This window comes from Microseira wollei NIES-4236 (assembly GCF_020521235.1).
Taxonomy (GTDB): Bacteria; Cyanobacteriota; Cyanobacteriia; order Cyanobacteriales; family Aerosakkonemataceae; genus Microseira; species Microseira wollei.
The window spans coordinates 1-21,595 of the sequence record NZ_BLAY01000173.1; the positions used below are offsets into that span (position 1 = coordinate 1).

Genomic DNA, 21,595 nt, shown 5'->3' on the forward strand with positions numbered 1-21,595 from the left:
TTGTGGGGTGGGCATCTTGCCCGCCCCCACCCCAGAAGAGTAGTTTTGTTTTGTGGGGTGGGCATCTTGCCCGCCCCCACCCCAGAAGAGTAGTTTTGTTTTGTGGGGTGGGCATCTTGCCCGCCCCAGGTATTTTTGCCAGAGGTCTATTGTAGATTTTAGATTTTGGAAAAAGCACGCTAGCCTATAAAAGGCCAGGTTAGATCTTGACAAAAAACATCTAATGTCCAACGAATTGCGAAATATTATACCAACGCCGCCACCGCCTGGTGATAAAATTTTTGCTACCCAGCAGGTAAGCAGCGAATTTTACCGAGAAGTGCAGCATCGCCAAGAATTGCAGCGCTACTGCGAGTGGTATTATGCGACAGCAGCGCTGCATCGACAAGAATTGCAAAAGATGCGGCGCGAACTGAATATATTTGGTTTGTTTGTCCGAAATCGCTGCTAGTTTAACAATTCAAGTTCTCCCTCGCGAAAGTGGGCTTTGAATTTCTTGTCAAACTTGACTATGAAAGGAAGGTTGGCGCTTACAGGTCTACCTTGCCACTCCTTCATAATCTCGATCACTTCTCCTTCCATCCCCTTGACATCCAAGGGTTTATTGCGGTGTTCGGGATGAGTGTACACAATCACAGACTGTACAACGCGGACGCGATCGCCTACCTTCATAAATATCTCAGTAACTGTGGAAATCCTGCGCTTTTAAGCCAGGGAGGAATACGACGCGAGTAACTTTAGTTACTCTCTGCAAAAGCTTCGATGGAAGCTTCTGACAATCTTTTTATCTTTGCACAGAAGCGACCCCAAAATTCATGATTGAGCAGGTGGGCAAGTGAGCAGGTGAGCGGGTGAGCGGGTGAGCGGGTGAGCAGGGGAGATGGGGAGATGGGGAGATGGGGAGATGGGGAGAATATACATTCAAATTCCCCTTTTGCCCCGCCCCTTTTGCCGCTTTTGCCCCTTTTCACTGAGGGGCAGAGGGTGCAGCTGGTTGGAGTTGTGGGAAATTTTGAGGTTTGGAGGTCAGCCAAAGTGCATAGCCACCCACACCGACGATGACAAGAAAAGCCAATACTCCCAGTAGAGTTAGCAAGTTGCGTCGCCCTGGAGATGCCGTGGGTTCTTGTTTTTGCATCGCTACGGATTCATCGTACAACAGCGCTCTGGATGCCGCCGTGAGTTCTGACTGCAAGCGGGTGTTGGGAGATTGAATGGTAGTTTCTACCTGCTTGGGATCGAATAGTGCTGGAGGTTCCTCCGAGACGAAGTAGCAGGAGAGTACCACCGACGTGTTATCGTGACCGTTCTGTTCGTTAGCCAGGTTAATCCAAGATTGAACTGCTGCATCTAAAGATAACTTGCCTTTAAGTACCGGCTTGGCGTAATCTTTCCAAGATTGCTCGACTAGAAAGCGATCGCTTAACCCATCAGAACACAGCAGCAGCAGACCGTCTTCTTCGACAATAAATCGCTGCATCACAGGATGCAGTTGTTGAGCATCCCGCGTCCCCAGCGCTTGGGTCAACGCCCCGCCATCAGCGCGAGTCAGAGCTTCCCGATATATACTGCGCCCTAAACGAACTTCCCGCGTTGCGACATCATCATCGATGGTTAGCTGCTGACAATAATCGGCGGTAATCCAATAGGCGCGGCTATCTCCTACGGTGACGATATACAATTCGTGGGCATTTCCCAGTTCTTCCCCATTAGCAAAGCGAATTTTTTGCGGTAGCTGGAGTCCCATCACCAAAGTTGTACCCATTCTTGCCCTAGACTCTCGCCCTTGGGCATCGTTTTGGTTGGAAATTAAATTGTTGGCTATGCGCACGATCGCAGCTAATTGATCGGTGATTAATTTGGGTGGGACAATTTCAGTTTGTTCGGCAATTTCCAACAGCAGCGCTCGCAGTTGCAGTTTGATCGTCTGGAGTGCCAGGGAACTAGCTACCTCGCCGCCTTCATGACCCCCAATTCCATCGCAAACTAGCGTTAAGTGGGGAATCAGCAAGTCATGGGGTTGTGTTGTAGCATCTTGCAGATCCGATGCCGTAGGATAGCAAGCATCTTCATTGGTAGCGCGTTGAGGCCCCGTATCAGTTGCGCCCGCTACGTGGATGCGGAGGGGAAGTTGCGCCGATTGCAACAGCAATAGGTGATTGAGTTGAGTAGCGATTGCTTCCAACTCTACCTCGTCGTTAGTCATCTGTAGGGCAATTGCTTGCAATTGCGCCGCCACAGGTGCTGCGGCAGCTTGGCTCAACTGCATCCAACAACTGCCCAGATCTTTAAGAGTCGGGGTGAGAAACGTTAGCTGTTCGCTGGTGATTTCCTCTCCCATTCCATCGCCGTAAAGTTGCCGTAGCCATACCCGCCAACCTTGAACCCGGATATTATCGGCAAATAGTAGACTCGACGCTACACCTTGTTCTGATAAAGGCGTCCACAATTGGAGAATTTGCCACAACCAATAAACTTGCCGCGTCGCCGATGCCCCAGTCCACGCCTCTACAATAGAAGGATAAAGGTCGCCATCAGCATCGATCGGCACGTTTTCCAACAATGCCACCAAAGCAGTTTCTGGTTCGTCGCCCAAAACTGCCCAACCATGTACCTCTGGAACGTGCAGGCGTTGGGGGAAAAGACGCAGGTAGGGGATAATCTCGTCGGGTAACTCTTCAAGAATGTAAGGTGGCTGTTCCGGTTGAGTATCCCGCCAAATTTGGGGGCTGACAACCTCGTATCTGCCTTGAATTAGCCGTCCCGCTGAAATTTGACCTACAGCTGGATCGGCTGCCCAAAGATAGCGATAAATTGGCGTTGTCATAAGTTTAAAAAATTATAAGAGAAAACTTAGAGCGAAGCGTGAATGAAAAAATTACAGTCATGTCAGGGGAAATTTATCGATTGGCTGTTGTAGTAATCCAATAGGTAGGATGTCCGTTTATTGTATCTGGCTAGACGTACTAACCCTATCAATCCACGGCTAGGGATATTCATTATGGTATTAAATCCGGCGATCGCTTGGTTAGTGGCAGGAACGCTTCTGTGTTTGGTAGAAGCATTTGTACCAACCGCTTTTACCGCCTTCGCGATGGGTATAAGTGCTTTCCTCGTCGCATTGGTCGCAAAGCTGTTGCCCAAGTTCCTGGCTTTACAAGTTGGGTTGTGGATGGTATTTTCCGTTGCTAGTGTCTACCTCGCCCATCGTCTGATGCCAAAGCGGAAGGTCACGGCGATTGAAGATGCCACAGAAGCACAGACCTTAACTGAAATTCTACCCGGTCAGACGGGGCGAGTGCTGTACGAAGGTAACTCTTGGAGGGCGAGATGCGGCGATGAAAAATGCGCGATCGCTCCCAACCAAAAAGTTTACGTCATCGGACGGCAAGGAACCACGCTGATCGTCATGCCAGAACACCTATTGCATTCTTAGGTAATGGCTAATTGTTAATCGCTAATCGAACAGAAAAATTAGCAATTAGCAATAAGCAATTAGCCAGCAATTAGCCTATTTAAAAAGAGGTTCAAAATGGATTTCTTCGGTTTAATATTAGCGCTTATGCTTGGTAGCACGGCTGTTTCCGGCGTCAAAATTATCAACCAGGGAAACGAAGCCTTAGTCGAAATGCTGGGTAAATACAACGGTAAAAAACTCAAACCAGGACTGAATTACATTATTCCCGTCTTAGAAAGAGTCGCTTACCAACAAACCATCCGGGAAAGAGTTTTAGATATTCCCCCCCAATCTTGTATTACCCGCGATAACGTTTCCATCACCGCTGATGCAGTGGTTTACTGGCGAATTTTAGATTTGGAGAAAGCCTACTACAAAGTAGAAAATCTCCAAGCCGCAATGGTGAATTTGGTACTGACTCAAATTCGCGCAGAAATGGGCAAATTAGAGTTAGATGAAACCTTTACCGCCCGCAGTCAAATTAACGAAATTCTGCTGAGAGAATTAGATGAAGCAACCGATCCTTGGGGGGTCAAAGTAACGCGGGTAGAACTGCGAGATATTATCCCCTCCAAAGCGGTGCAAGAATCGATGGAATTGCAAATGTCTGCGGAACGTCGCAAGCGGGCGGCAATTCTGACTTCCGAAGGCGATCGCGAGTCTGCGATTAATAGTGCCAGAGGAAAAGCCGAAGCGCAAGTGCTGGACGCAGAAGCGCGTCAAAAAGCCGCTATTTTGGAGGCAGAAGCCCAGCAAAAGGCGATAATCCTGAAAGCCCAAGCAGAACGCCAGCAGCAAGTCCTCAAAGCTCAAGCCACCGCTGAGGCGCTACAAATTGTCGCCAAGATACTGCAAACCGATCCTAACGCCCGCGAAGCCCTCCAGTTTTTACTAGCCCAAAATTACCTGGAAATGGGGATGAAAATTGGCAGCAGCAACAGCAGCAAGGTAATGTTTATGGACCCGCGCAGTATCCCAGCTACCTTGGAAGGAATGCGATCGATTGTAGGCGAGGTTAGTAATAATAACTCTCGTTAAACATTTGCCAGAAACCGGGTTTTTTAGACAATACCTTCGTCAAAAAGCCGATACCCTAAAGGGTATCGCTACACAAACAAAGCCCGCCTGCGCGGGCTGTAACAATTTCAGCCCGCGCAGGCGGGCTTTGTATGTGTAGCCGCAGGCTTTAGCCTGGGGGCGTTTGATACAAATGACGAAGGTATTGTTCAAAAAACCGGGTTTCTTTGGATTCGATCTAGCCTGCACCATCGCCAGCAGTAGCAGGCAGTTGCTGACAGCCTTCGCACAATCCAAAAAACTCCAGCGTGTGATAATAAATCTTGAACTGGTGCGACTTGTTTAGCTGGGTTTCTAGCTGGTGAACGGGGCATTCGTCAATCGGAATCGATAGTCCGCACTGCAAGCAAGTTAGATGGTGTTTGTCTTGTTGTACCGAACTATACAAAGACTCCCCATTCGGCAACATCCTCGCTTGAAGCGCACCCTCTTTTTTTAAAGCTTCTAAAGCACGGTAAACTGTAGCTAGCCCCATGCCTTGGTTCTGGCTACGCAGTTCCATGTATATATCCTGCGCCGAAAGCTCTCGGTTGAGCAGTTGGAGCAGGTTTAAAATTCGTTTCTGACTGCGAGTGCGTTGTACTGTCATCTAAAACTTCACTATAACGTGGAAACCACCATCTTTTAAGTGGTGGAGGAAACGTGACACGGCATTTTTAAATGCCTATACTTTCGGGGTGGAGGGGTATGGTTGCCCCTCCTAGTGAGGATATGGTTGTCCCCAAAACTCCCATTGCTGGGGTGAAGTTAGCCGAACGCTAGCGCGTTCCGCTTCGCTAACGTCAAGGTTATCGGTCGGTAACTGTCCCAATAGCACTGTCTTACCCCGAGTAAAACTGTTTAACTATTAGGTTCTAGGAGCAAGGAACTGGCGGAAGCATTCCTTGGTAGGAACTTTAACGCTTACCGATAACTTCGTTTCCCCGTTGCCGGGACTTAGACTGGTCAGCACCTTCCCTTACCTAAAGATTTGAGGCATGATGCCCCGCCTATGGGAGAGCGGGGTGCTGACAATCTTAATAATTCCGGTGAAACCCAGAACTGATCCATTTTTGTACGCTATCTTAGTCAAGCACGCAACCATTGCTTTTAGCGCACTAAAATAATAACGCTGTGACCTATACAGTACTATCGACTGGGAAACAATCGTGATCGAATATCAGGCTCGAATTTATGTTACTCTGCGCCCTTCGGTTTTAGACCCGGCTGGTACGGCGGTGCAGTCTGGTTTGCAACACTTAGGATATGACAATGTAGAACAGGTGCGAATTGGCAAGTATATCGAACTAAAACTAAGCGCCGCCGATGAAGAAACCGCAAAGCAACAGTTAGACAGCATCTGCGACCAAATGCTGGCAAATCCAGTGATTGAAAATTATCGATTTGAGTTAACGCCGCTGTCTGCGGGAGTGAAGGCATGAAATTTGGGGTTGTGGTTTTTCCGGGTTCCAATTGCGATCGCGATGTCGCCTATGTCACTCGCGATTTATTAAACCAGCCAACGCGGATGGTTTGGCACGAGGAAACGGATATTTCGGATTTAGATGTAGTCGTAATTCCAGGCGGTTTCAGTTACGGGGATTATCTGCGGTGCGGCGCGATCGCTCGTTTCTCCCCAGTGATGAAAGCTACCGTCGAACACGCAAAGCAAGGCAAGTTGGTGTTAGGCATCTGTAACGGTTTCCAAGTTTTGACGGAAGCAGGACTATTACCAGGAGCGTTGACGCGAAATCGCGATCTGCATTTTATCTGCGATCGCGTCCCCCTCAAAGTCGAACGCACAAACTTACCTTGGACGCAAGCGTATCAACAAGGTGAAATTATCACCCTTCCCATCGCCCACGGCGAAGGTCGTTACTACGCCGATGCCGATACCTTGGCAGAGTTGGAAGACAACGGTCAAGTTCTCTTCCGCTATGAAGGCGAAAATCCCAACGGCTCGTTAAATAATATTGCAGGTATTTGCAATAAACAAGGAAATGTGCTGGGAATGATGCCCCACCCAGAGCGAGCATCCGATCCCATGTTGGGAGGAACCGATGGGTTGCACTTGTTTAAGGGGTTATTGAAAGTCGCAGTCGGGGCGTTTTAGGGGCACGGCAACGGTAACATGGCAGCAAATCAGCTGCATTGCCAAGGCAATCAGCCCTCGTGTCAAAACTTCTGGAAACAACATAAAAACCCTGCTGATTCTGCTTATAAGGGCATATATTTGACCGGACTTTATATAGAGTCCGGTCAAAACTCGAAAACCAGTAAAAAAATGAGCCAACAATAAGCTATTATTATTAGTATAATCTGGCTAAGTAAAAATTATCCATGAGTCTAGAAAATTTGCTAATTTTAGCAACTGGAGGATTCCTGTCTGGAATTATGTCGGGTTTGTTAGGAATTGGTGGCGGTTTCATCGTAGTTCCTCTTTTAGTTTCACTGGGCTACACACCCATTCAAGCAATAGCTACCAGTACGTTAGTAATTGTAATGAGTTCAATTTCTGGTAGCGTGCAAAATTGGCTGATGGGCTACCTTGACTACAAGCGAGTCATTCAATTAGGTGTTCCGGCTTTAGTAACTGCTCCAATAGGGGTATATTTAGTAGATCGAATCCCGCCCTATTTACTCCTAGTCATCTTTGGAGTTTTCCTAATCGCAAGTATTTTTTTGGCAGAAATTCGCAAGAGCTTGGCGTCAGAAGCAATTGATGGTAATAATGAGTCAGAATTTAACCCGGTACTTTCTAGAATTGGAACAGGAGGCGTTACAGGTATCTTGACCGGCTTATTAGGTGTGGGTGGTGGCACTGTTTTGGTACCTCTTCAAATGTTGCTTTTGGGAGAACCAATCAAGCTAGCAATTCAGACCAGTCTAGGCGTTATTGTGGTGACAGCTGTATCTGCCTGTACAGAATATGTGTTCGAGGGAAAGGTTTTGTTTATCCAAGGTTTGCTTCTGGGAGCAGGGGGACTAATAGGCTCGCAGATCAGTACTCGCTTTTTGCCAAAGCTATCAGATTCTATAGTGTTACTGGTATTTCGTTCCTTCTTAGGAATAATGTCAATTTATATGTTTTGGCAAGCCTGGAATTTTTATCACCCTGTCTAAGAAATTTGCTAAACATATTTTCCGCAACAGGAAAAGCCGTCAATCCTGCTGTTTTGGCTCGCCGTCCATCCCTAAGCAGAAAAGGTATTGTATATTTTCATGGGTGTAGGGGCAGGTTTTACGAGAAATATTTGCTATAAGTGCAAAGTATTACAGCGGATTGCACTCGTATGAGGTACACCGAGAGTTTGTCAAGCGCGCTGCCATTTTTGCTGCGCGCTTGACAAACAAAACCTGAAGGCTGTACCTCACTAAGAAAGCAATCCGCTATAATCAACCCGCCCCGGCTTTATAGGATACCTATACCACCGGACATAATATCAATCCAGTCTTTTGACAGAAACTTTTCAAACTTGCTCAAAAAGCTGAGCTACGCTAGGTTTAGTTGCTTTATCCATAGGGTTGCGAGGCAGTTCTTCAACAGCAAGAATTTGGGTGGGAACCTTATATACAGCCAATTGTTCTTTTGCCCAACTCCTGAGAGTTTGTAAAGTTAAATTACTTCCGGATTTTAATACCAAAGCTGCACAAACTCGCTCGCCCCATTCTGAATCGGCAACCCCAACAACTGCACAATCTTGAATCTCTGGATGAGTTCTCAATACTTCCTCAATTTCCAACGCCGAAACTTTATAACCTCCTGTTTTGATAATATCTACACTCATCCTACCCAGGATGCGATAACTATCATTTTCCACGACGGCAAAATCGCCAGTGCAAAACCAACCATCGCGAAATGCTTTGGCAGTCGCTTCCGGTTTTTGCCAATATTCTAGAAAAACTCCTGGACTTTTGATTTGGATTTCTCCTGGGGTTCCCGGAGCGACTAAATTTCCGCTTTCATCTACTAATCTAACTTCTACTTGAGGCAAAGGTTTCCCTACATATCCCGCCAATCTTTCACCTTGTAAAGGATTAGATAAAGCCATGCCAATTTCGGTCATGCCATAGCGTTCCAGTAGAAAATGTCCGCTAATATTTCTCCATTTTTCCAATACTTGGACGGGTAAAGCTGCGGAACCTGAAACCATCAAACGCATTTTAGCACACCCATCGGACATGCTTTTTTGGCGAGCGCTATCTGCATTTTCCCAAGCAGCAATTAGTTTGACATAAATCGTAGGTACAGCCATAAATAAAGTTAAGTCACCATCGCTAATTCGCTCCCAAACTTTTTGAGCATCAAATTTGGCGAGCATATGGCACTCAGCACCCGACCACAGCGCGCAAGTTAGCACGTTAATAATGCCGTGAATGTGGTGCAGCGGTAGGACGTGCAAAATGCGATCGTTCCCTGTCCATCCCCAAGCAGAAATCAAGCTAGTCACTTGCGCCTGAATATTTTGATGCGTCGTAACTACACCCTTGGGTTTACCAGTTGTGCCGCTAGTATAAAGGATTAATGCTCGTCTAGCGATATCAATTTCTGGGAGTAAACTAGCTGCTTCGGGGAGAGTTTCCGAAGTGAGAATAAATCGCAAATTTCGCTCAAGAGCGATTGAACGCAATACAGCCTCAAAATCGGGATGTGCTATTACAATTGATGCGCCTGAGTCTGCGATTACATAATCTAACTCAGGTTTTGGATGGGAGACGCACAAAGGTACCGCTATCCCACCCGCACGCCAAATCCCCCATTGCGTGGCGACATATTGAAATCCTGAAGGAATGAGAAAAGCAACTCGCTGTTCTTGTAAATCTTCTACATTATCCAGAAGCTTGGTAGCAATTTGAGCAGAAATTTGGAGCAAATTATGATATGTAAACGCTCCTTCAGTGGCGACAATTGCGATTTTATTTTCGTTTTCCTTGGCGCGAGCGATCAGTGGTAGATTCACGTTAGTTAAGCAATTTATGCTGGTTACTTAAAGAATATCATTGGTTCATCGATTTGTTGTCCTGCGTCGCTACAACTAAGATAGCAACTTGTCGTACTCCGCATGTGAGCCAACCCAAAACCAAATCACAGTGTCACCTTCTAATTGGCCCACTGCTCGATAACCTTTGCTAATTCGAGCCGAGTAGATAGGTAACTCTGGATGGACTTTTTTGAATTTTAGACTTGGATGATTTGGATTTTCCTTGAACTGCCGATACGCCTCGCGTGTCTGCTGTTGAATTTTTTCCGGCAAATTGGCAAAGGCTTTACGAAACTGGGCTGTAGTGCGCGATTTCACAATGTTTCTGGATCGAGTTCTTGAGTTTTGCCTGCGTGATACTCAGCCATTGCTGTGGTTGCCAGTTTGGCAAGAGTATCTGGGGAGCGGGAAAATGCTTCATCCCAGCGCAGATCGTCCTCAAGTTCTTCCAAGATCATGGCAGCGATCGCATCCTGTTCGCTGCTAGACAAAGTTTTGAGCTTAGCGATCGCTCTTTCAAGTAACTCGGTCATAACTGCCGTACTTCCTTCAAAGCAATATTAATTATTATCGCTCATTGAACGCAGATAACTTTGAGGCGGTAGCTAGTAACCTGTGACTCCCGCCAACAACTTTTATTCCGTCACCTATACTCCAGTGCTGGGCTGCTGCCGTTGGGCTACCTGGATCAACAACCTTAATGCGTTATTCACCATATCCCTATAAGTGCTATAATTTTCGCTTGAAATAATAGAGGTTACCATTAAAGTATGGAATACCAACCATATAGCATTAGACAGTTGCTAGAGTCAGTAAGCAGCGGCGGCATCCGAATTCCTGCTTTTCAGCGTGGTTTTGTCTGGGAAATGGACAAGGTTGCATATTTAATGGATAGTATTTATAAGAGATACCCCTTCGGTTCGCTACTATTTTGGAGAACTAAGTCTAAGCTTGCTATAGAAAAAAAGCTTGGTCAGTTTCAACTCCCAGAGCCTAGAGAAGATTACCCTATAGATTATGTGTTGGACGGTCAACAAAGACTAACATCAATATTTTCCGTGTTTCAAACTGAGCTAAAACCAACTGGAAATGGTGCGTGGCTTAAGATATATTTTGCTCTAGAAGCAGATGAAAATGCACAGGAAAGCCAATTTATTGCTCTACAGGATACTCAAGTTATTTATCAAAGACATTTTCCATTAAATGTCTTATTTGAATCTGTTAGATATAGAGAGGCCACAGATAAATTTAATGATGAACAAATTAAACGGTTAGACAAATTGCAAGAAAAGTTTAAAGAAGTGTCTATCCCTGTACAAATCCTAAAAACAGACAATAGAGCTACTGTTGCAATTGTATTTGAACGTATAAATAGGTTAGGTGTGGCACTGGATACTCTTCAGTTACTTTCAGCTTGGACGTGGAATGAAGAGTTTGACTTATTACAAAGGTTTACAGAATTGAAGGATGACCTTGAAGAGTTCGGATTTTCTGAAGTTGGTGAAGATTCCGATCTGATTTTAAGATGCGCCGCAGCTATCTTGAAAGAAGAGCCTACCCCAGATAAATTACTGGAACTTAATGGTGAGCAGGTTCGAGCAGCATTTCCAAAGGTTAGGAACGGTATCTTAGGTGCAATTGATTTTCTGAGAAAGCAATTGAAAATTGCATCGCTCAAGAATCTACCCTATTCAGCACTGATAGTTCCTCTAGCTGTTTTTTTTGCAGAACCTGATGGGAGAGAAGTATCTTACGATTCAAAAGTTAATGATAGATTAAAAAAATGGTTTTGGAGGTCTTGCTTTACTGGTAGATATAGTAGTCAAACTAGAAAGACCACTATAGATGATATTAAAGAGGTGTTTAAATTAAAAAATGGTGAAATAAGTCTATTGGGTGAATTTTCATGTGATGTCAATGAAGATTTTTTTATAAGCAATCAGTTTAGTTCTAGAAATGCAAATACTAAAACATACATTTTGCTTTTGGCTAACAATAATCCAAAGTCTTTTGTGTCGGGAGCGTTAATCGATATAGATAAGGTTCTGCAAAACTATAACAAAACACAATTTCATCACGTCTATCCCAAAGCGTACTTGAAAGATAAGGGTTGGGATGAAGCTTCAATTAATTGTTTGGCTAATTTTTGCTTTTTAAGTGGATCGGAAAATAAAAAAATCGGGCGAAAGAAGCCATCAGAGTATATTGATTTAATGCCTAAAGGATCTCTGCTGGATGAAATATTGCGTAATGCTTTTTGCCCTCAAGATACATTTAATGATAACTTCCAAAATTTTTTAAGTCAGCGTTCAAAAATGCTTGCCGCTTTTGCTAAAAAATTGATTCAAAATTGATCGTAGCGATCGCTCCATCACCATTATCAACTAATAGCATGGAGCGCTCGCCAAAATCTCTCACTTTTTAGCTTCATCCTTGGGTGGATTAGGCGGACACCAAAACAGATTTTTACTAGACACCCCAAGGTATTCCAGAATTCCGCGCATCACATCTGTGCAGTGCATCCAATATCCCAAATCCTCGTACATCCGGTCGGGATTAAACTCCAAGTTATAATGCAGCACATTGGGAATATTTGAGAATTCGTTGGAAGGTTGGGGAGAAATCAGCAGGACGCGGAATGGTTTCCCCTGGCATTTTTCCTCAAGTTTGCTCATCAAATCGATCACATACCCACGGTTAGTAAGTCCCGTGCGAATGAAAAGTGCCTTATCGCAATTTTTTAACGTGTACCAGAACCGTTCCGAACGTGCTGTATAACGGACGCGCATTCGTTCATAAACGGGAAACATATTGTTGATGGGGTCGTCTGTTTCCTCTACTTCATGAGCGAATGACAACCCCGTCCACTTACTGTGATATATCCTTCCGGCGTCATAATTGTAGTGCAAGTAAGCCGGATTCCACATGTCATCAAAACCAGTCGCAATGATATCTGCGACATCGCCGAGATTGGTGGTTCGCGTCAAGTCAAAAGGAAAAGCTGGTCCATCGTACTGCATTTTATATAGAAGCATACGAGCGGCACAGCGATCGCCCAGGGGAATAATCGCCACACGACTAATGTCTGATAATTTACATTTGTACTCAAAAACCACGGAGGACTTGGGCGGCACTTTGACTCGACTTTCCAACCCGTTTTTGCCAATCATCATGGTGCGAAATGGCTCGTCGGGATAAAGTGGGTCATCATAGACACCAGAGGGCATTCCTTTGAGGGCGCTGCGAACCTCCTTCCACATGGGATGGATGTTATATTCGTGGTCTGATTCGTTGATCGCGCGCAGAGTGCGTTCGCTTTCTTTCAGCAGCGCTACCTGCCCGTCGTAGTATAAACTTTCCGAGTCTTTCGCCGACAAAAAATTGCCAGCGGCGCTATATTCCACCTCGGTATCAGGTGGGATATCCACCATAGTTTCGATCGTTCCATCTTCTTGGACCCAAAAGAAGGGGAGCGTCCCCATCTGGGCATTCTTAGCAATATACACACCAGGCATCAATTTTGCTTGGCTTTGCAGCGCTGTTTGCAATTCCTCCCAGGAAGGACTGATGGTGTAGTTAGATTTTGATGTATTGATGATACGCAAACTCTTCTCATCCGGACAGGCAAAGACATGGAAACCCCAGTCGTCTCGGTAGATGGGTACTTCCTGCTTCTGCGGGGAAAGTTGTTTTGCTTTCTCCAACTCATTTTTGTCGATCTCGAACAGACCCAGATCGATTGCGGCATACATGAGGCGATGTCCTGCCGTGTTGGGGTGACCTTGGTCGAAGGATATACCTGGTTTCCAACGCCCTTCCCCATTATCCAAGGCAGGAAGCCAATCCAGCACCGGCACGCCCCAGCTTAGCATTCGGTTGTGGGTATCCCACAGCAGCTGGTGATGTTCTTGGGAGTAGTCCCCGTGGGGATATACCCCGCCCAGAATCGGCATCGCTGCCAATTCCTTGGTCATTTTGATCAGTTGCTGCAATCCCCTTTCAAAACGCCGCTGCACCGCCTTTCGCTCGTGAGGGGGACAATAAGCCAGCCCCTCGTTGCCCAGAGAAAGGGCAATAATGACGACATCCGGTTGTTCTGGCGCGACAACTCGGGGAAACCTGTCTATTGTCGTGCTGACATTCGCACCCAATGCCGACAGATTTACCAGTTGATGTCCGTATTTTTCATGCAATGCTTGCTCCAGACGCTTTGCCCACCCTTTTAACAACCAGGCGCTGCACCCCAACGCTACGGAACTGCCGATGACTGCGATTTTCAGACCCTGAGATTCTTTACTTACAGGCGTTTTGGTCATAGGCTGTTTGAGGTATCCGTAAGGCCAAGGCTGCACGTGACCGAACCAACCATCCTCCACAATAATATTGTCAGATTCGATGGTTACCCAACGGTTTCGTCCCAAAGATTCCCAATGCACGCTGCCATCAGTACCAATTAGTACATACTTATATTCGATTCTTGGGCGGTCGGATGGCGGCGAAGGCGGATCGACCTCGATTTCCATGTCTATCCACCATAAAGGGTAGCGATCGCCACTCGTGCGTAGATGTATGCATTTGCTTACGTCCCACAGTCCCAATTGGGGCGTTGAACCGACGAGGGCGATGGATTCTCCCGGTTGCGTATTTGCACTTACTTGAAATCGATACATATATTTCTTCTCTCTTTAAGCATATGATGCCAGACAGAAAGCTTGATTCATCACACCTTGTGATGTCGAAAGGTAACTTCACCTTAGGCAGCGCCAAGCAGAGGTAGCAGTAACCTCAATAGTCCTTTGAGTCAAGGCGAGCGCGTAATTCAAAGCTTTACTGAGGGTATCATATTTGACCCTCAATATCTGTCTCACAGATCACCTGGAAAATCACAAACAACAAACTTGAAGTATCGCACCACCAAGATATATATAGCGCTGCGCGCCGGCAATAGGTAATGGCGTTCCCAGGCAGGAGCCGTAGTCACGAGGGTAATTGTCAAGAGTAAACTACCGGTGAATCCAATTACCAATTACCTATTACCTATTACCAATGTCACAACTATTAACTAGCAACTATAAAACCGACATTCCTGAAATCGGCTACAAAATTGGCTTTAAATCTAAGATAAATCCAGGCAACACATCTTCACCTGAAAGCGTTTCGGGATTTTCTAAAATTTCGATATCTCGATGGGGGCGATAAATTTCCACTCGCTTACAGCGGCTTGCAGCCGCGTGAGGGAAAGCGTTATCGCTTTGTTTGTGTAGCGGCACCCGCGCATGGTGCCGCTACACAAACAAAGGTGTACCTCACTCAGAGAGCAATCCGCTGTATTTTTTCGGTCAAGTAACCAACCCAATCTAGCACCGTTGTCGATGTATTCTTGCATTTTGTCCTGTAAGTCTTTTAAAATATCGCTAGTCGAGCGGATCTCCACTACAAAATCAGGGCAAATGGGAGCAAATTTCTTTTGTTCTTCTGGGGTTAAAGCATCCCATCGCTCTTGCTTATCCAAGATATATCAGGGGAACGCTCCGCACCATTGGGCAGTTTAAAGCCGCTGGAAGAGTCAAAACCTTTGCCTAGTTTAGTTTGTTTGTTCCAGATTCCCAGCTCGACGGCGACATCAAAGTTACAGTTTCCGGTGTCGCTACCTGTAGGTGCCATTAGGATTAATTCTCCTTTAGCCGTGCGCTCAAATCTTAAATCGCGGTTGTTCTGACATAACTGGAAAAACTGATCGTCAGTCAAGTCGATGTTTAATTTGAGTCTAGGCGGCAATCCGATCGCTGTTACGTTCATAACTTTATCCAGCTATTCTCTTTAACACTAATTTGGCTGGGATTAACCCAAGTTTAGTACAGGCGATCGCCCTTAGCGAACTAGGATAGCGGGATACGCCTGACGGTACGCTGCGCGATGGCGATTAAGCTTGAGGACTTACACATTACGATCCTAGAAACCGGGTTTCTTTGCGTATTTCACGGGTGGGACCTGTCGCGCCACGAGCGCTAATAACGTTAAGCAGACGTTCTCGGCTGTTTTGTTGCCCGAATTTGCCATAATCTTGCGCTCGCAAACCCCAGTAAAACAAATAGCAAAACAACAGTAAATATCGGCACAAAGATCCCCAATACCGACAAAACAACCGCACCAACAGATTCAATCGTTGCTAGCAATGGATTGGCAATTCCTCCAGTTGTGCCAGTAGAAAACAAGCGGGTGATATTTGTCAGACTTTTCATAATCCCCGCCGAACCACCACCAGCAATGACTGCTACACTCCACTGCACCAAAGGATCGGTATGAGATAACAGGGAAGCTGTCATTACAGTGCCAGATAAAACGGCAATGGGTGTTACCAGAAAATCTAGTACGCGATCCACCCAGGGAATGTAGTAGCCTAAAACTTCAATTAAGGTGGCGATCGCAAACGCTGTCAGCGCCTCATAACTACCCATCCATTCAAATCCCGGTGCGAGGGTTAAATGCCCCGAAATCGCCGCAATACTCATCACCAAAGGCGGCACGAATATGCGAAAGCCACAGGCGGCACTCAAACTAATACCAATACAAATACCCAACAAAATATCCATAGTATTTTCTGATTCCCCCTCTCCTAGCAAGAGAGGGGATGAGGGGGAGCGGTTTCCACTTACACTTTGCCAAATTCCAAAGCGGATCTACATCCAACCCCCGACAGACTTGGATCAATTTTTCTTAAAGACTGCTGTTGCGCCGAGTTGGCGGGCGATCGCTTCTAGTATCTTTTGGTTTGCTAACAGCAACTGATCGTTTTGCTCAATAATACTGCCGTGGAGTGGTTCCGCTACTGGGATATTTATACGCAATGATGAAGCGATCGCCGACAAGATCAGTTTGTTTCCTAACAGCAGCAGGTGGTTTTGCGTCACCAAGTCGCTGCCACCTGCATTTGGTAAGCTCGGTATCAGAACTCCCAACTTTTTGGCGATGCCAATTAATATAGACCGAGTTTGCCAGATCAGCTGCTGCTTCACCTCAAGCTGATCGCTGTCTGCTGCAAATGGATGATTGCTGACTTGGATTCCTATTTTGGCGGCAATGTTTTCCAGAATCTGAGTATTTTGCCACAGTAGAACGCAATTTTTCCCGATTATTTCTTGCTCGTTAGCAAGGGCTGGCAGCGTTTTGTTTATACTGGTTTGAGCCAGCGCACCCCCCAAGCTCAACAACTCGGTCTTCAACAGACTCGCACCTACACCCGCTATTAATTGATTTGTTTTCATCGTATTGACCCTGGAAGTTTTATCTGCACCCAGCTGTTGCTTTCAGTTGTGCCGTCTATCTTTGGGAAGATAACAAGCTTATATCGAGCTATTTCGCTAATTTTGTCACATTTCTTGCTATATCAATCCAAAAATTGCCATATTTACCTGCAATTTTCGCAAGTCAAGTAGGAAATGTCATCACCAGCTCTATAGAAAGCAATAGACCCAAAGTTTGGCCCGCTTAGGCCCAATCCTTGGGTCTTCAAACTAGCTCAAATAACTTCAGGCTGGGTGCGATCTAAAACCTTGACTTTTTGACCTCAATGTGATAAAAACTATGCTTGATCGATATATTCACGGATGGCGCGCAGTTCGGAGGCAGAAGGCATCGAACCGGGGTGGACTTGTTTGAGCCAGTTGAGCGCTTCCCAAAGTTCGAGTTTATGATAGCGACACAGGTAGGCGATGCAGACGGTGGGCGATCGCTCAACTCCTGCCAAGCAGTGGACGAATATGGGCAAGCCGTTATCGACATGTTTGCGGACAATATCCACCGCTTGTGCGAGTTGCGCTGCGGTTAGATTTGCTGTATAATATCTATCCGGTAACACCAGACGCAAACATTGAAAATTCTCGGTAATATCGTCTGGCAAACTTCCTTCTGATTCCGCACACAGGGAAAGTACAACCTTGACGTTGCCTTTTAGCAGTTGTTCGGCGTCACCTGCTTGGGGTAACCCTCCTACGGCTAACTTTCCTGGAAGTACCCAACTTACAGTAGGCTGAGTTGGACGAGAAGGAGATTGGTCTTTAATGCCCAAAAATCGTTTAACTTGCCCGATCATTCGTTTCAGAAACTGTTTAATTTGCTTTAGTATAAGCTTCACTCAAACTTTCCGTTAGTCAGTAGGGGTACGGCATCTAAAATATCTTTGCTCTTGTAGATAACCTGCGATTGCGCCGTGCCCCTACATGAGAAAAATACTAGCTATTCTATGCTAGGACAAGTTTAAGGCATAATCTAAAAATGCCTCTGGCACTAGCTTTAATTCCCCAGAGGTAAAGCGTTTAAGTTCTACCCACATCGCCTTTTGCTGCTCCTCCCCATCAGTAAAATAAAATAATTGTTGCTGTTGATAAAATTTAGAGTCAGGCTTTGTCACACTGGTAAACTTGAATAATTTCATGACCTGGTTTACCGTTGTAGACAAACAAATTTTCCCAACAGCCCAAATAGCGAAGAATATTGGTTAACTCAGCTGGAATTTCTGCTTGAAATTCTCGCACTAAGGCGGCGTGACTGGTTTCGCCAAAATCAACGCCGCCGCCCAATGCTCGATAAAACGTTTGCTGCTTGATTGGGTCATATCCTTCGGATAAAAAGAGGCGATCGCCCCAGGGAATTAGCCCCAATGCCAGCCCGCGGATTTTAGCAGATTTGTCCATTTTTTACAAGCTAATTCTCGTAAATCTTCGCTTCGCGTCGCTGTTGAACGGGCCAGGACTCATTTTCACCGCCAACAAATACTTGCTTAATTGTGACGTATTCCTTGCTCAGTTGTTTGAGGGCGTTGATCAGGATATCGATAGCGATCGCATCGCTGGTTCCCAAGTCAAACCAGCAACGCCCCCAAGTCCCCTGATACTCAAAATCGCTCATATTGTGCATCAACGCCATTAAGGTATTTTCGGCTGCATCGTCGTCGTACTCCATGTAACTGATATCTAAACCTGTATCCTGAACCTGGAGATTTTCGGCGTTGAATGCTCCCAACTTGCCTAAGTAAAACCAGGAATCGAACACCTCCTCGACGTACTGTTTTTCTGCGTTGGAGGGAACCATATCGAACTCGATCCAAATCCAGAGGTCAAACGGATTAAATTCGCGGAACTGTACTTGCATAACGATCCACCCTCTAATCTAAAGCAGGTAAAAGGCTTGCGGCAGGCCCCCATCGACCCGCATTATCTCTAATTTGATCGCGCATCACGTCGCAATTGCGGTCTCGATCGTCGATGCGTCTTTGATTTCTGCAATGCTCGAAGAAAATTTGAGCGACTAAACCCTTGGGGAGTTGATTTGATTTGGTCAAAGCTGCCGCAAAATCAGCTTTAGCGGCATGGCGCTGGTCGGGAAGCTTATTTTTCTCTGCCTGTCTAACTAGAATTTGGGCTTTTAGATAGTGTAACTCTGGATTGTTCGGCGCTGCTTCTAAGGCGCGATCGACATGTTTGAGTGCCTCGTCATAGTTTTTCAGATCGCGGTAACCGACGGCAATACCTCGATTTGCCAGATAGGAGGGACTGGCTACCTCTAGACGCGCGATCGCGCCTGTCGGGTCGGAAAATGGTAAATTGACCGCAATCAGCAAATCCATCCACCCTTTAATTAAATTCAGTTCTGGATCTTGCGGCGCTTCTTTTTCCGCCGCATCCAAAAACCCATATACCTGCTGCAATTTGCCCAATGCTTTAGCCGCCCCCCGGACGCTTCCCTCTTCTTCCAGGATAGTAGCCGCCTCTAAACCGTGACTGACAGCAGTATAAAGATTACCCCGCACCGCGTCAGTTGTTTTGAGTCTTTCAGCGGTTTCCCCCGTTTTAATCGCGTAGGATTTGACAGTTTCCAACAAAGCGGTATCTTTTTTATTAGCTTGCCAGTCCGTATAAGCGATCGATGCCTGCATGGCATGAACTAAAGGTTCGTTTGGCTCGATGGCTTCCGCTTGTTGGAGCAGACCTTCTGCGGCCTCGCGATAGTTACCTTCAAGGAAGATAGCATTAAAAGCCTGTTGCGTTTTTTCCCCAATCGGACGGGGACTATTGGCGCGAAAAGGATCGCCTGCCAAACTTGGCAGAGAAAAGGCGCCTAACGTAATGGCAAAAGCACCTGCAAGAGCAGACAGCAGCCGTTTGGATCTAGGAACGCGGGAGATCATAACTTTGTTCCTGATAGCCTCAATTGAGAATGATGCCAAAGCTTTGGACAATTAGCTAGCTGTTCGACGCCTTTGATCGCAGCTAGTTCCGCCATGAGGGGAGATGGGGAGATGGGGAGATGGGGAGATGGGGAGATGGGGAGATGGGGAGATGGGGAGAATATACATTCAAATTCCCCTGGAGCACCTTTTGCTCACCTGCACCTTTTGCTCACCTGCCCCATGCCCAAACTCAACAAGTCTGCCACAATGGTTGCAGTAAGATGCGTTTTTTTGTCTTAATGCTCTATCTCCGAGACTTAACTTATCATCCACCAGCTACCCCCACAGCGATTTTAAAATCTATCAACTTGGAATTAGCACCCCAGCAGATGGGGCTTGTAATCGGCCCTAGCGGTTCGGGTAAAACAACTTTACTGGAAATTCTGGCAGGATTGAGCGAAAAAACATCCGGTAAGCTGTTCTGGCGCGATCAAGAACTGACTCCCGATCACTTGCAACAGCTAAGCGGGTTAGTGTTTCAGTTTCCCGAAAGGCATTTTTGCGGCGGCACTATTTTAGAAGAATTGCGGCTAGGACATCCAGAATTAGGTTCGGAACGAGTCAAAGAAGCTTTAACAGAAGTGGGACTAGCACACCTGCCATTGCAAACTTCACCCCATTCACTCAGTGGGGGACAACAGCGACGCCTGGGTGTAGCAGTACAACTGATTCGTCAGCCGCACTTATTGTTATTAGATGAACCCACGGCTGGGCTAGACTGGTCAATGCGGCGTCAGTTGGTAAATTTACTGGCGAAACTCAAGCATCACTGGAGTTTATTTGTAGTGACTCACGATGCTGGGGATTTACTCAGCATCGCAGATCGGTGCTGGTTATTAAACCACGGCGAACTAGAGTACGTCGATCCTGCTACCCTAGCCGCTAAACAAACTCAGCCACTTCCGGCTATTTGAAATGAATTCTCAACCAACTCAGAACGATTCCATGCTGCCTTTAATGGTCGATATTTGGCAGCAAACTTTAAATTGGCAACCCGATGAAAAACAGCAGCGGCAGTTCCAGCAACTGTACTCATTGATTGTGGCAGGGAACCGCCAGTTGAATTTAACTCGCATTACCGAACCCTTTGAGTTTTGGGAAAAACATCTCTGGGATTCTTTGCGGGGAATTGCACCCTTTCTGGGCAATACATTACCAATTCCCCATTCCCAATTCCCCATTCCCAATCCCCAAGTTATCGATATTGGAACGGGGGCTGGTTTTCCTGGGGTGCCTTGTGGGATTGCTCATCCCCATTGGCAAGTTACCCTGCTCGATTCTACCCGCAAAAAAATCGCTTTTCTCGATACTCTATTGGCTCAACTCGGCTTGTCAAATGCTACAACTTTGCTCGGTCGTTCCGAACAAATCAACCAACAATCCCAGTATCGAAAAACTTACGATCTGGCTTTAATTAGAGCGGTTGGTTCGGCCTCAGTTTGTGCTGAATATGCCTTACCTTTTCTGAAAAGTGGTGGTTTAGCTATCCTCTATCGAGGTCATTGGACAGATGAAGAAGCAGCCGATTTGCAACCTGTTATCGAGAAGCTTCGTGGTAAATTGGAATCAATTGAAGCATTTACTACTCCCCTGACTCAAAGCGTGCGTCACTGTCTGTATTTACGTAAACTGGGTTGATAATTATATCATGTCCGGTTGATTAACCTGAATTAGAAGTAGGGACACGGCAAGCGAGATATCTGCGAAAAACAGATAACGTTAATAGTAGGGACACGGCAAGCGATATATCTGCGAAAAACAGATAACGTTAATAGTAGGGACACGGCAAGCGATATATCTGCGAAAAACAGATAACGTTAATAGTAGGGACACGGCAAGCGATATATCTGCGAAAAACAGATAACGTTAATA

21 protein-coding genes and 3 pseudogenes are annotated in these 21,595 nt (G+C 46.1%); 9 read left to right on the forward strand and 15 right to left on the reverse strand.

The genetic code is table 11. The features are described 5' to 3' along the window. The first annotated feature begins 223 nt into the window (after positions 1-223). Entirely contained in the window at positions 224-451 is a 228-nt protein-coding gene (locus MiSe_RS38180; RefSeq protein ID WP_226590456.1) for a hypothetical protein, read from the forward strand. Here the strand turns inward: MiSe_RS38180 and MiSe_RS38185 are convergent. Further along, positions 448-672 (reverse strand): ferredoxin-thioredoxin reductase variable chain, encoded by a 225-nt coding sequence (locus tag MiSe_RS38185; protein WP_226590458.1) that lies wholly within the window; start codon positions 670-672, stop codon positions 448-450. The genes MiSe_RS38180 and MiSe_RS38185 overlap by 4 nt on opposite strands. A gap of 295 nt (positions 673-967) precedes the next feature. Beyond that, positions 968-2,827 (reverse strand): PP2C family protein-serine/threonine phosphatase, encoded by a 1,860-nt coding sequence (locus MiSe_RS38190; protein ID WP_226590460.1) that lies wholly within the window; start codon positions 2,825-2,827, stop codon positions 968-970. A 174-nt stretch (positions 2,828-3,001) separates the two neighbouring features. Here MiSe_RS38190 and MiSe_RS38195 point away from each other — a divergent pair, with 174 nt between their 5' ends. Next, a complete protein-coding gene (locus MiSe_RS38195; RefSeq protein ID WP_226590462.1) occupies positions 3,002-3,436 on the forward strand; it encodes an NfeD family protein in 435 nt (144 codons plus the stop codon). Between the two features lie 96 nt (positions 3,437-3,532). Continuing rightward, the gene (locus MiSe_RS38200; protein WP_226590463.1) at positions 3,533-4,495 is read left to right on the forward strand and encodes an SPFH domain-containing protein; all 963 of its coding nucleotides are present in this window, start codon (positions 3,533-3,535) and stop codon (positions 4,493-4,495) included. 217 nt (positions 4,496-4,712) lie between these two features. Here the strand turns inward: MiSe_RS38200 and MiSe_RS38205 are convergent, their stop codons facing one another. Further along, a complete protein-coding gene (locus tag MiSe_RS38205) occupies positions 4,713-5,123 on the reverse strand; it encodes a Fur family transcriptional regulator (RefSeq protein ID WP_226590465.1) in 411 nt (136 codons plus the stop codon). Between the two features lie 556 nt (positions 5,124-5,679). Between MiSe_RS38205 and purS the strand changes: the two genes are divergently transcribed. The 3 genes from purS to MiSe_RS38220 all read left to right on the forward strand — a co-directional run bounded on the left by purS (position 5,680) and on the right by MiSe_RS38220 (position 7,636). After that, positions 5,680-5,955 carry a phosphoribosylformylglycinamidine synthase subunit PurS gene (gene purS, locus MiSe_RS38210; protein WP_226590492.1) on the forward strand — a complete coding sequence of 92 codons (276 nt, stop codon included), beginning with the start codon at positions 5,680-5,682 and terminating at the stop codon, positions 5,953-5,955. Beyond that, positions 5,952-6,626: a phosphoribosylformylglycinamidine synthase subunit PurQ gene (gene purQ, locus MiSe_RS38215; protein ID WP_226590467.1), complete on the forward strand. Its 675-nt coding sequence runs from the start codon at positions 5,952-5,954 to the stop codon at positions 6,624-6,626. Before purS ends, purQ begins: the two co-directional genes overlap by 4 nt. Positions 6,627-6,853: 227 nt before the next feature. Beyond that, complete coding sequence (locus tag MiSe_RS38220) at positions 6,854-7,636, forward strand: sulfite exporter TauE/SafE family protein (protein ID WP_226590469.1); 783 nt, start codon at positions 6,854-6,856, stop codon at positions 7,634-7,636. A gap of 347 nt (positions 7,637-7,983) precedes the next feature. Here the strand turns inward: MiSe_RS38220 and MiSe_RS38225 are convergent, their stop codons facing one another. From MiSe_RS38225 to MiSe_RS38235, 3 genes are all read right to left on the reverse strand, one after another. After that, positions 7,984-9,474: an acyl-CoA synthetase gene (locus tag MiSe_RS38225; protein WP_226590471.1), complete on the reverse strand. Its 1,491-nt coding sequence runs from the start codon at positions 9,472-9,474 to the stop codon at positions 7,984-7,986. 75 nt (positions 9,475-9,549) lie between these two features. Beyond that, entirely contained in the window at positions 9,550-9,813 is a 264-nt protein-coding gene (locus MiSe_RS38230; RefSeq protein ID WP_226590473.1) for a type II toxin-antitoxin system RelE family toxin, read from the reverse strand. Continuing rightward, the gene (locus MiSe_RS38235) at positions 9,810-10,028 is read right to left on the reverse strand and encodes a hypothetical protein (RefSeq protein WP_226590474.1); all 219 of its coding nucleotides are present in this window, start codon (positions 10,026-10,028) and stop codon (positions 9,810-9,812) included. Before MiSe_RS38235 ends, MiSe_RS38230 begins: the two co-directional genes overlap by 4 nt. Before the next feature lie 237 nt (positions 10,029-10,265). Here MiSe_RS38235 and MiSe_RS38240 point away from each other — a divergent pair, with 237 nt between their 5' ends. Further along, positions 10,266-11,849, forward strand: coding sequence for a DUF262 domain-containing protein (locus MiSe_RS38240; protein WP_226590476.1), 1,584 nt, complete (start codon positions 10,266-10,268; stop codon positions 11,847-11,849). A 60-nt stretch (positions 11,850-11,909) separates the two neighbouring features. Here MiSe_RS38240 and MiSe_RS38245 read toward each other — a convergent pair whose 3' ends face one another. The 9 genes and pseudogenes from MiSe_RS38245 to MiSe_RS38285 form a co-directional block, all read right to left on the reverse strand. Further along, positions 11,910-14,165 carry a DUF1796 family putative cysteine peptidase gene (locus tag MiSe_RS38245; protein WP_226590478.1) on the reverse strand — a complete coding sequence of 752 codons (2,256 nt, stop codon included), beginning with the start codon at positions 14,163-14,165 and terminating at the stop codon, positions 11,910-11,912. A 426-nt stretch (positions 14,166-14,591) separates the two neighbouring features. Next, positions 14,592-14,708, reverse strand: a pseudogene (locus tag MiSe_RS38250) (Uma2 family endonuclease); the annotation flags it as partial. A 116-nt stretch (positions 14,709-14,824) separates the two neighbouring features. Beyond that, positions 14,825-15,294: pseudogene (locus MiSe_RS38255) on the reverse strand (Uma2 family endonuclease); the annotation flags it as partial. A 218-nt stretch (positions 15,295-15,512) separates the two neighbouring features. Further along, a complete protein-coding gene (locus tag MiSe_RS38260; RefSeq protein WP_226590480.1) occupies positions 15,513-16,088 on the reverse strand; it encodes a DUF4126 domain-containing protein in 576 nt (191 codons plus the stop codon). A gap of 114 nt (positions 16,089-16,202) precedes the next feature. Continuing rightward, positions 16,203-16,760 carry a hypothetical protein gene (locus tag MiSe_RS38265; protein WP_226590482.1) on the reverse strand — a complete coding sequence of 186 codons (558 nt, stop codon included), beginning with the start codon at positions 16,758-16,760 and terminating at the stop codon, positions 16,203-16,205. A gap of 317 nt (positions 16,761-17,077) precedes the next feature. After that, positions 17,078-17,629 (reverse strand): protein-tyrosine phosphatase family protein, encoded by a 552-nt coding sequence (locus MiSe_RS38270; RefSeq protein WP_226590484.1) that lies wholly within the window; start codon positions 17,627-17,629, stop codon positions 17,078-17,080. Between the two features lie 111 nt (positions 17,630-17,740). Further along, a pseudogene (locus MiSe_RS38275) lies at positions 17,741-18,188 on the reverse strand (NUDIX hydrolase). Between the two features lie 10 nt (positions 18,189-18,198). Further along, positions 18,199-18,645: a DUF3531 family protein gene (locus tag MiSe_RS38280; RefSeq protein WP_226590486.1), complete on the reverse strand. Its 447-nt coding sequence runs from the start codon at positions 18,643-18,645 to the stop codon at positions 18,199-18,201. A 13-nt stretch (positions 18,646-18,658) separates the two neighbouring features. Beyond that, the gene (locus MiSe_RS38285; protein WP_226590488.1) at positions 18,659-19,681 is read right to left on the reverse strand and encodes a Sll0314/Alr1548 family TPR repeat-containing protein; all 1,023 of its coding nucleotides are present in this window, start codon (positions 19,679-19,681) and stop codon (positions 18,659-18,661) included. Positions 19,682-19,962: 281 nt separating this feature from the next. Between MiSe_RS38285 and MiSe_RS38290 the strand changes: the two genes are divergently transcribed. Together MiSe_RS38290 and rsmG are read left to right on the forward strand one after the other, a co-directional pair. Next, positions 19,963-20,637 carry an ABC transporter ATP-binding protein gene (locus tag MiSe_RS38290; protein WP_226590494.1) on the forward strand — a complete coding sequence of 225 codons (675 nt, stop codon included), beginning with the start codon at positions 19,963-19,965 and terminating at the stop codon, positions 20,635-20,637. A gap of 1 nt (position 20,638) precedes the next feature. Continuing rightward, entirely contained in the window at positions 20,639-21,361 is a 723-nt protein-coding gene (gene rsmG / locus MiSe_RS38295; RefSeq protein ID WP_226590490.1) for a 16S rRNA (guanine(527)-N(7))-methyltransferase RsmG, read from the forward strand. Positions 21,362-21,595: the final 234 nt, after the last annotated feature.

What these genes read in the sequence shown, in the direction of transcription:
- MiSe_RS38205 (WP_226590465.1), bottom strand. Translation starts at nt 5,123, where the DNA reads ATGACAGTACAACGCACTCGCAGTCAGAAACGAATTTTAAACCTGCTC.
- MiSe_RS38190 (WP_226590460.1), bottom strand. Translation starts at nt 2,827, where the DNA reads ATGACAACGCCAATTTATCGCTATCTTTGGGCAGCCGATCCAGCTGTA.
- MiSe_RS38285 (WP_226590488.1), bottom strand. Translation starts at nt 19,681, where the DNA reads ATGATCTCCCGCGTTCCTAGATCCAAACGGCTGCTGTCTGCTCTTGCA.
- MiSe_RS38220 (WP_226590469.1), top strand. Translation starts at nt 6,854, where the DNA reads ATGAGTCTAGAAAATTTGCTAATTTTAGCAACTGGAGGATTCCTGTCT.
- MiSe_RS38195 (WP_226590462.1), top strand. Translation starts at nt 3,002, where the DNA reads ATGGTATTAAATCCGGCGATCGCTTGGTTAGTGGCAGGAACGCTTCTG.
- MiSe_RS38185 (WP_226590458.1), bottom strand. Translation starts at nt 672, where the DNA reads ATGAAGGTAGGCGATCGCGTCCGCGTTGTACAGTCTGTGATTGTGTAC.
- MiSe_RS38240 (WP_226590476.1), top strand. Translation starts at nt 10,266, where the DNA reads ATGGAATACCAACCATATAGCATTAGACAGTTGCTAGAGTCAGTAAGC.
- MiSe_RS38235 (WP_226590474.1), bottom strand. Translation starts at nt 10,028, where the DNA reads ATGACCGAGTTACTTGAAAGAGCGATCGCTAAGCTCAAAACTTTGTCT.
- MiSe_RS38265 (WP_226590482.1), bottom strand. Translation starts at nt 16,760, where the DNA reads ATGAAAACAAATCAATTAATAGCGGGTGTAGGTGCGAGTCTGTTGAAG.
- MiSe_RS38260 (WP_226590480.1), bottom strand. Translation starts at nt 16,088, where the DNA reads ATGGATATTTTGTTGGGTATTTGTATTGGTATTAGTTTGAGTGCCGCC.
- MiSe_RS38200 (WP_226590463.1), top strand. Translation starts at nt 3,533, where the DNA reads ATGGATTTCTTCGGTTTAATATTAGCGCTTATGCTTGGTAGCACGGCT.
- MiSe_RS38280 (WP_226590486.1), bottom strand. Translation starts at nt 18,645, where the DNA reads ATGCAAGTACAGTTCCGCGAATTTAATCCGTTTGACCTCTGGATTTGG.
- purQ (WP_226590467.1), top strand. Translation starts at nt 5,952, where the DNA reads ATGAAATTTGGGGTTGTGGTTTTTCCGGGTTCCAATTGCGATCGCGAT.
- MiSe_RS38180 (WP_226590456.1), top strand. Translation starts at nt 224, where the DNA reads ATGTCCAACGAATTGCGAAATATTATACCAACGCCGCCACCGCCTGGT.
- MiSe_RS38245 (WP_226590478.1), bottom strand. Translation starts at nt 14,165, where the DNA reads ATGTATCGATTTCAAGTAAGTGCAAATACGCAACCGGGAGAATCCATC.
- rsmG (WP_226590490.1), top strand. Translation starts at nt 20,639, where the DNA reads ATGAATTCTCAACCAACTCAGAACGATTCCATGCTGCCTTTAATGGTC.
- MiSe_RS38290 (WP_226590494.1), top strand. Translation starts at nt 19,963, where the DNA reads ATGCTCTATCTCCGAGACTTAACTTATCATCCACCAGCTACCCCCACA.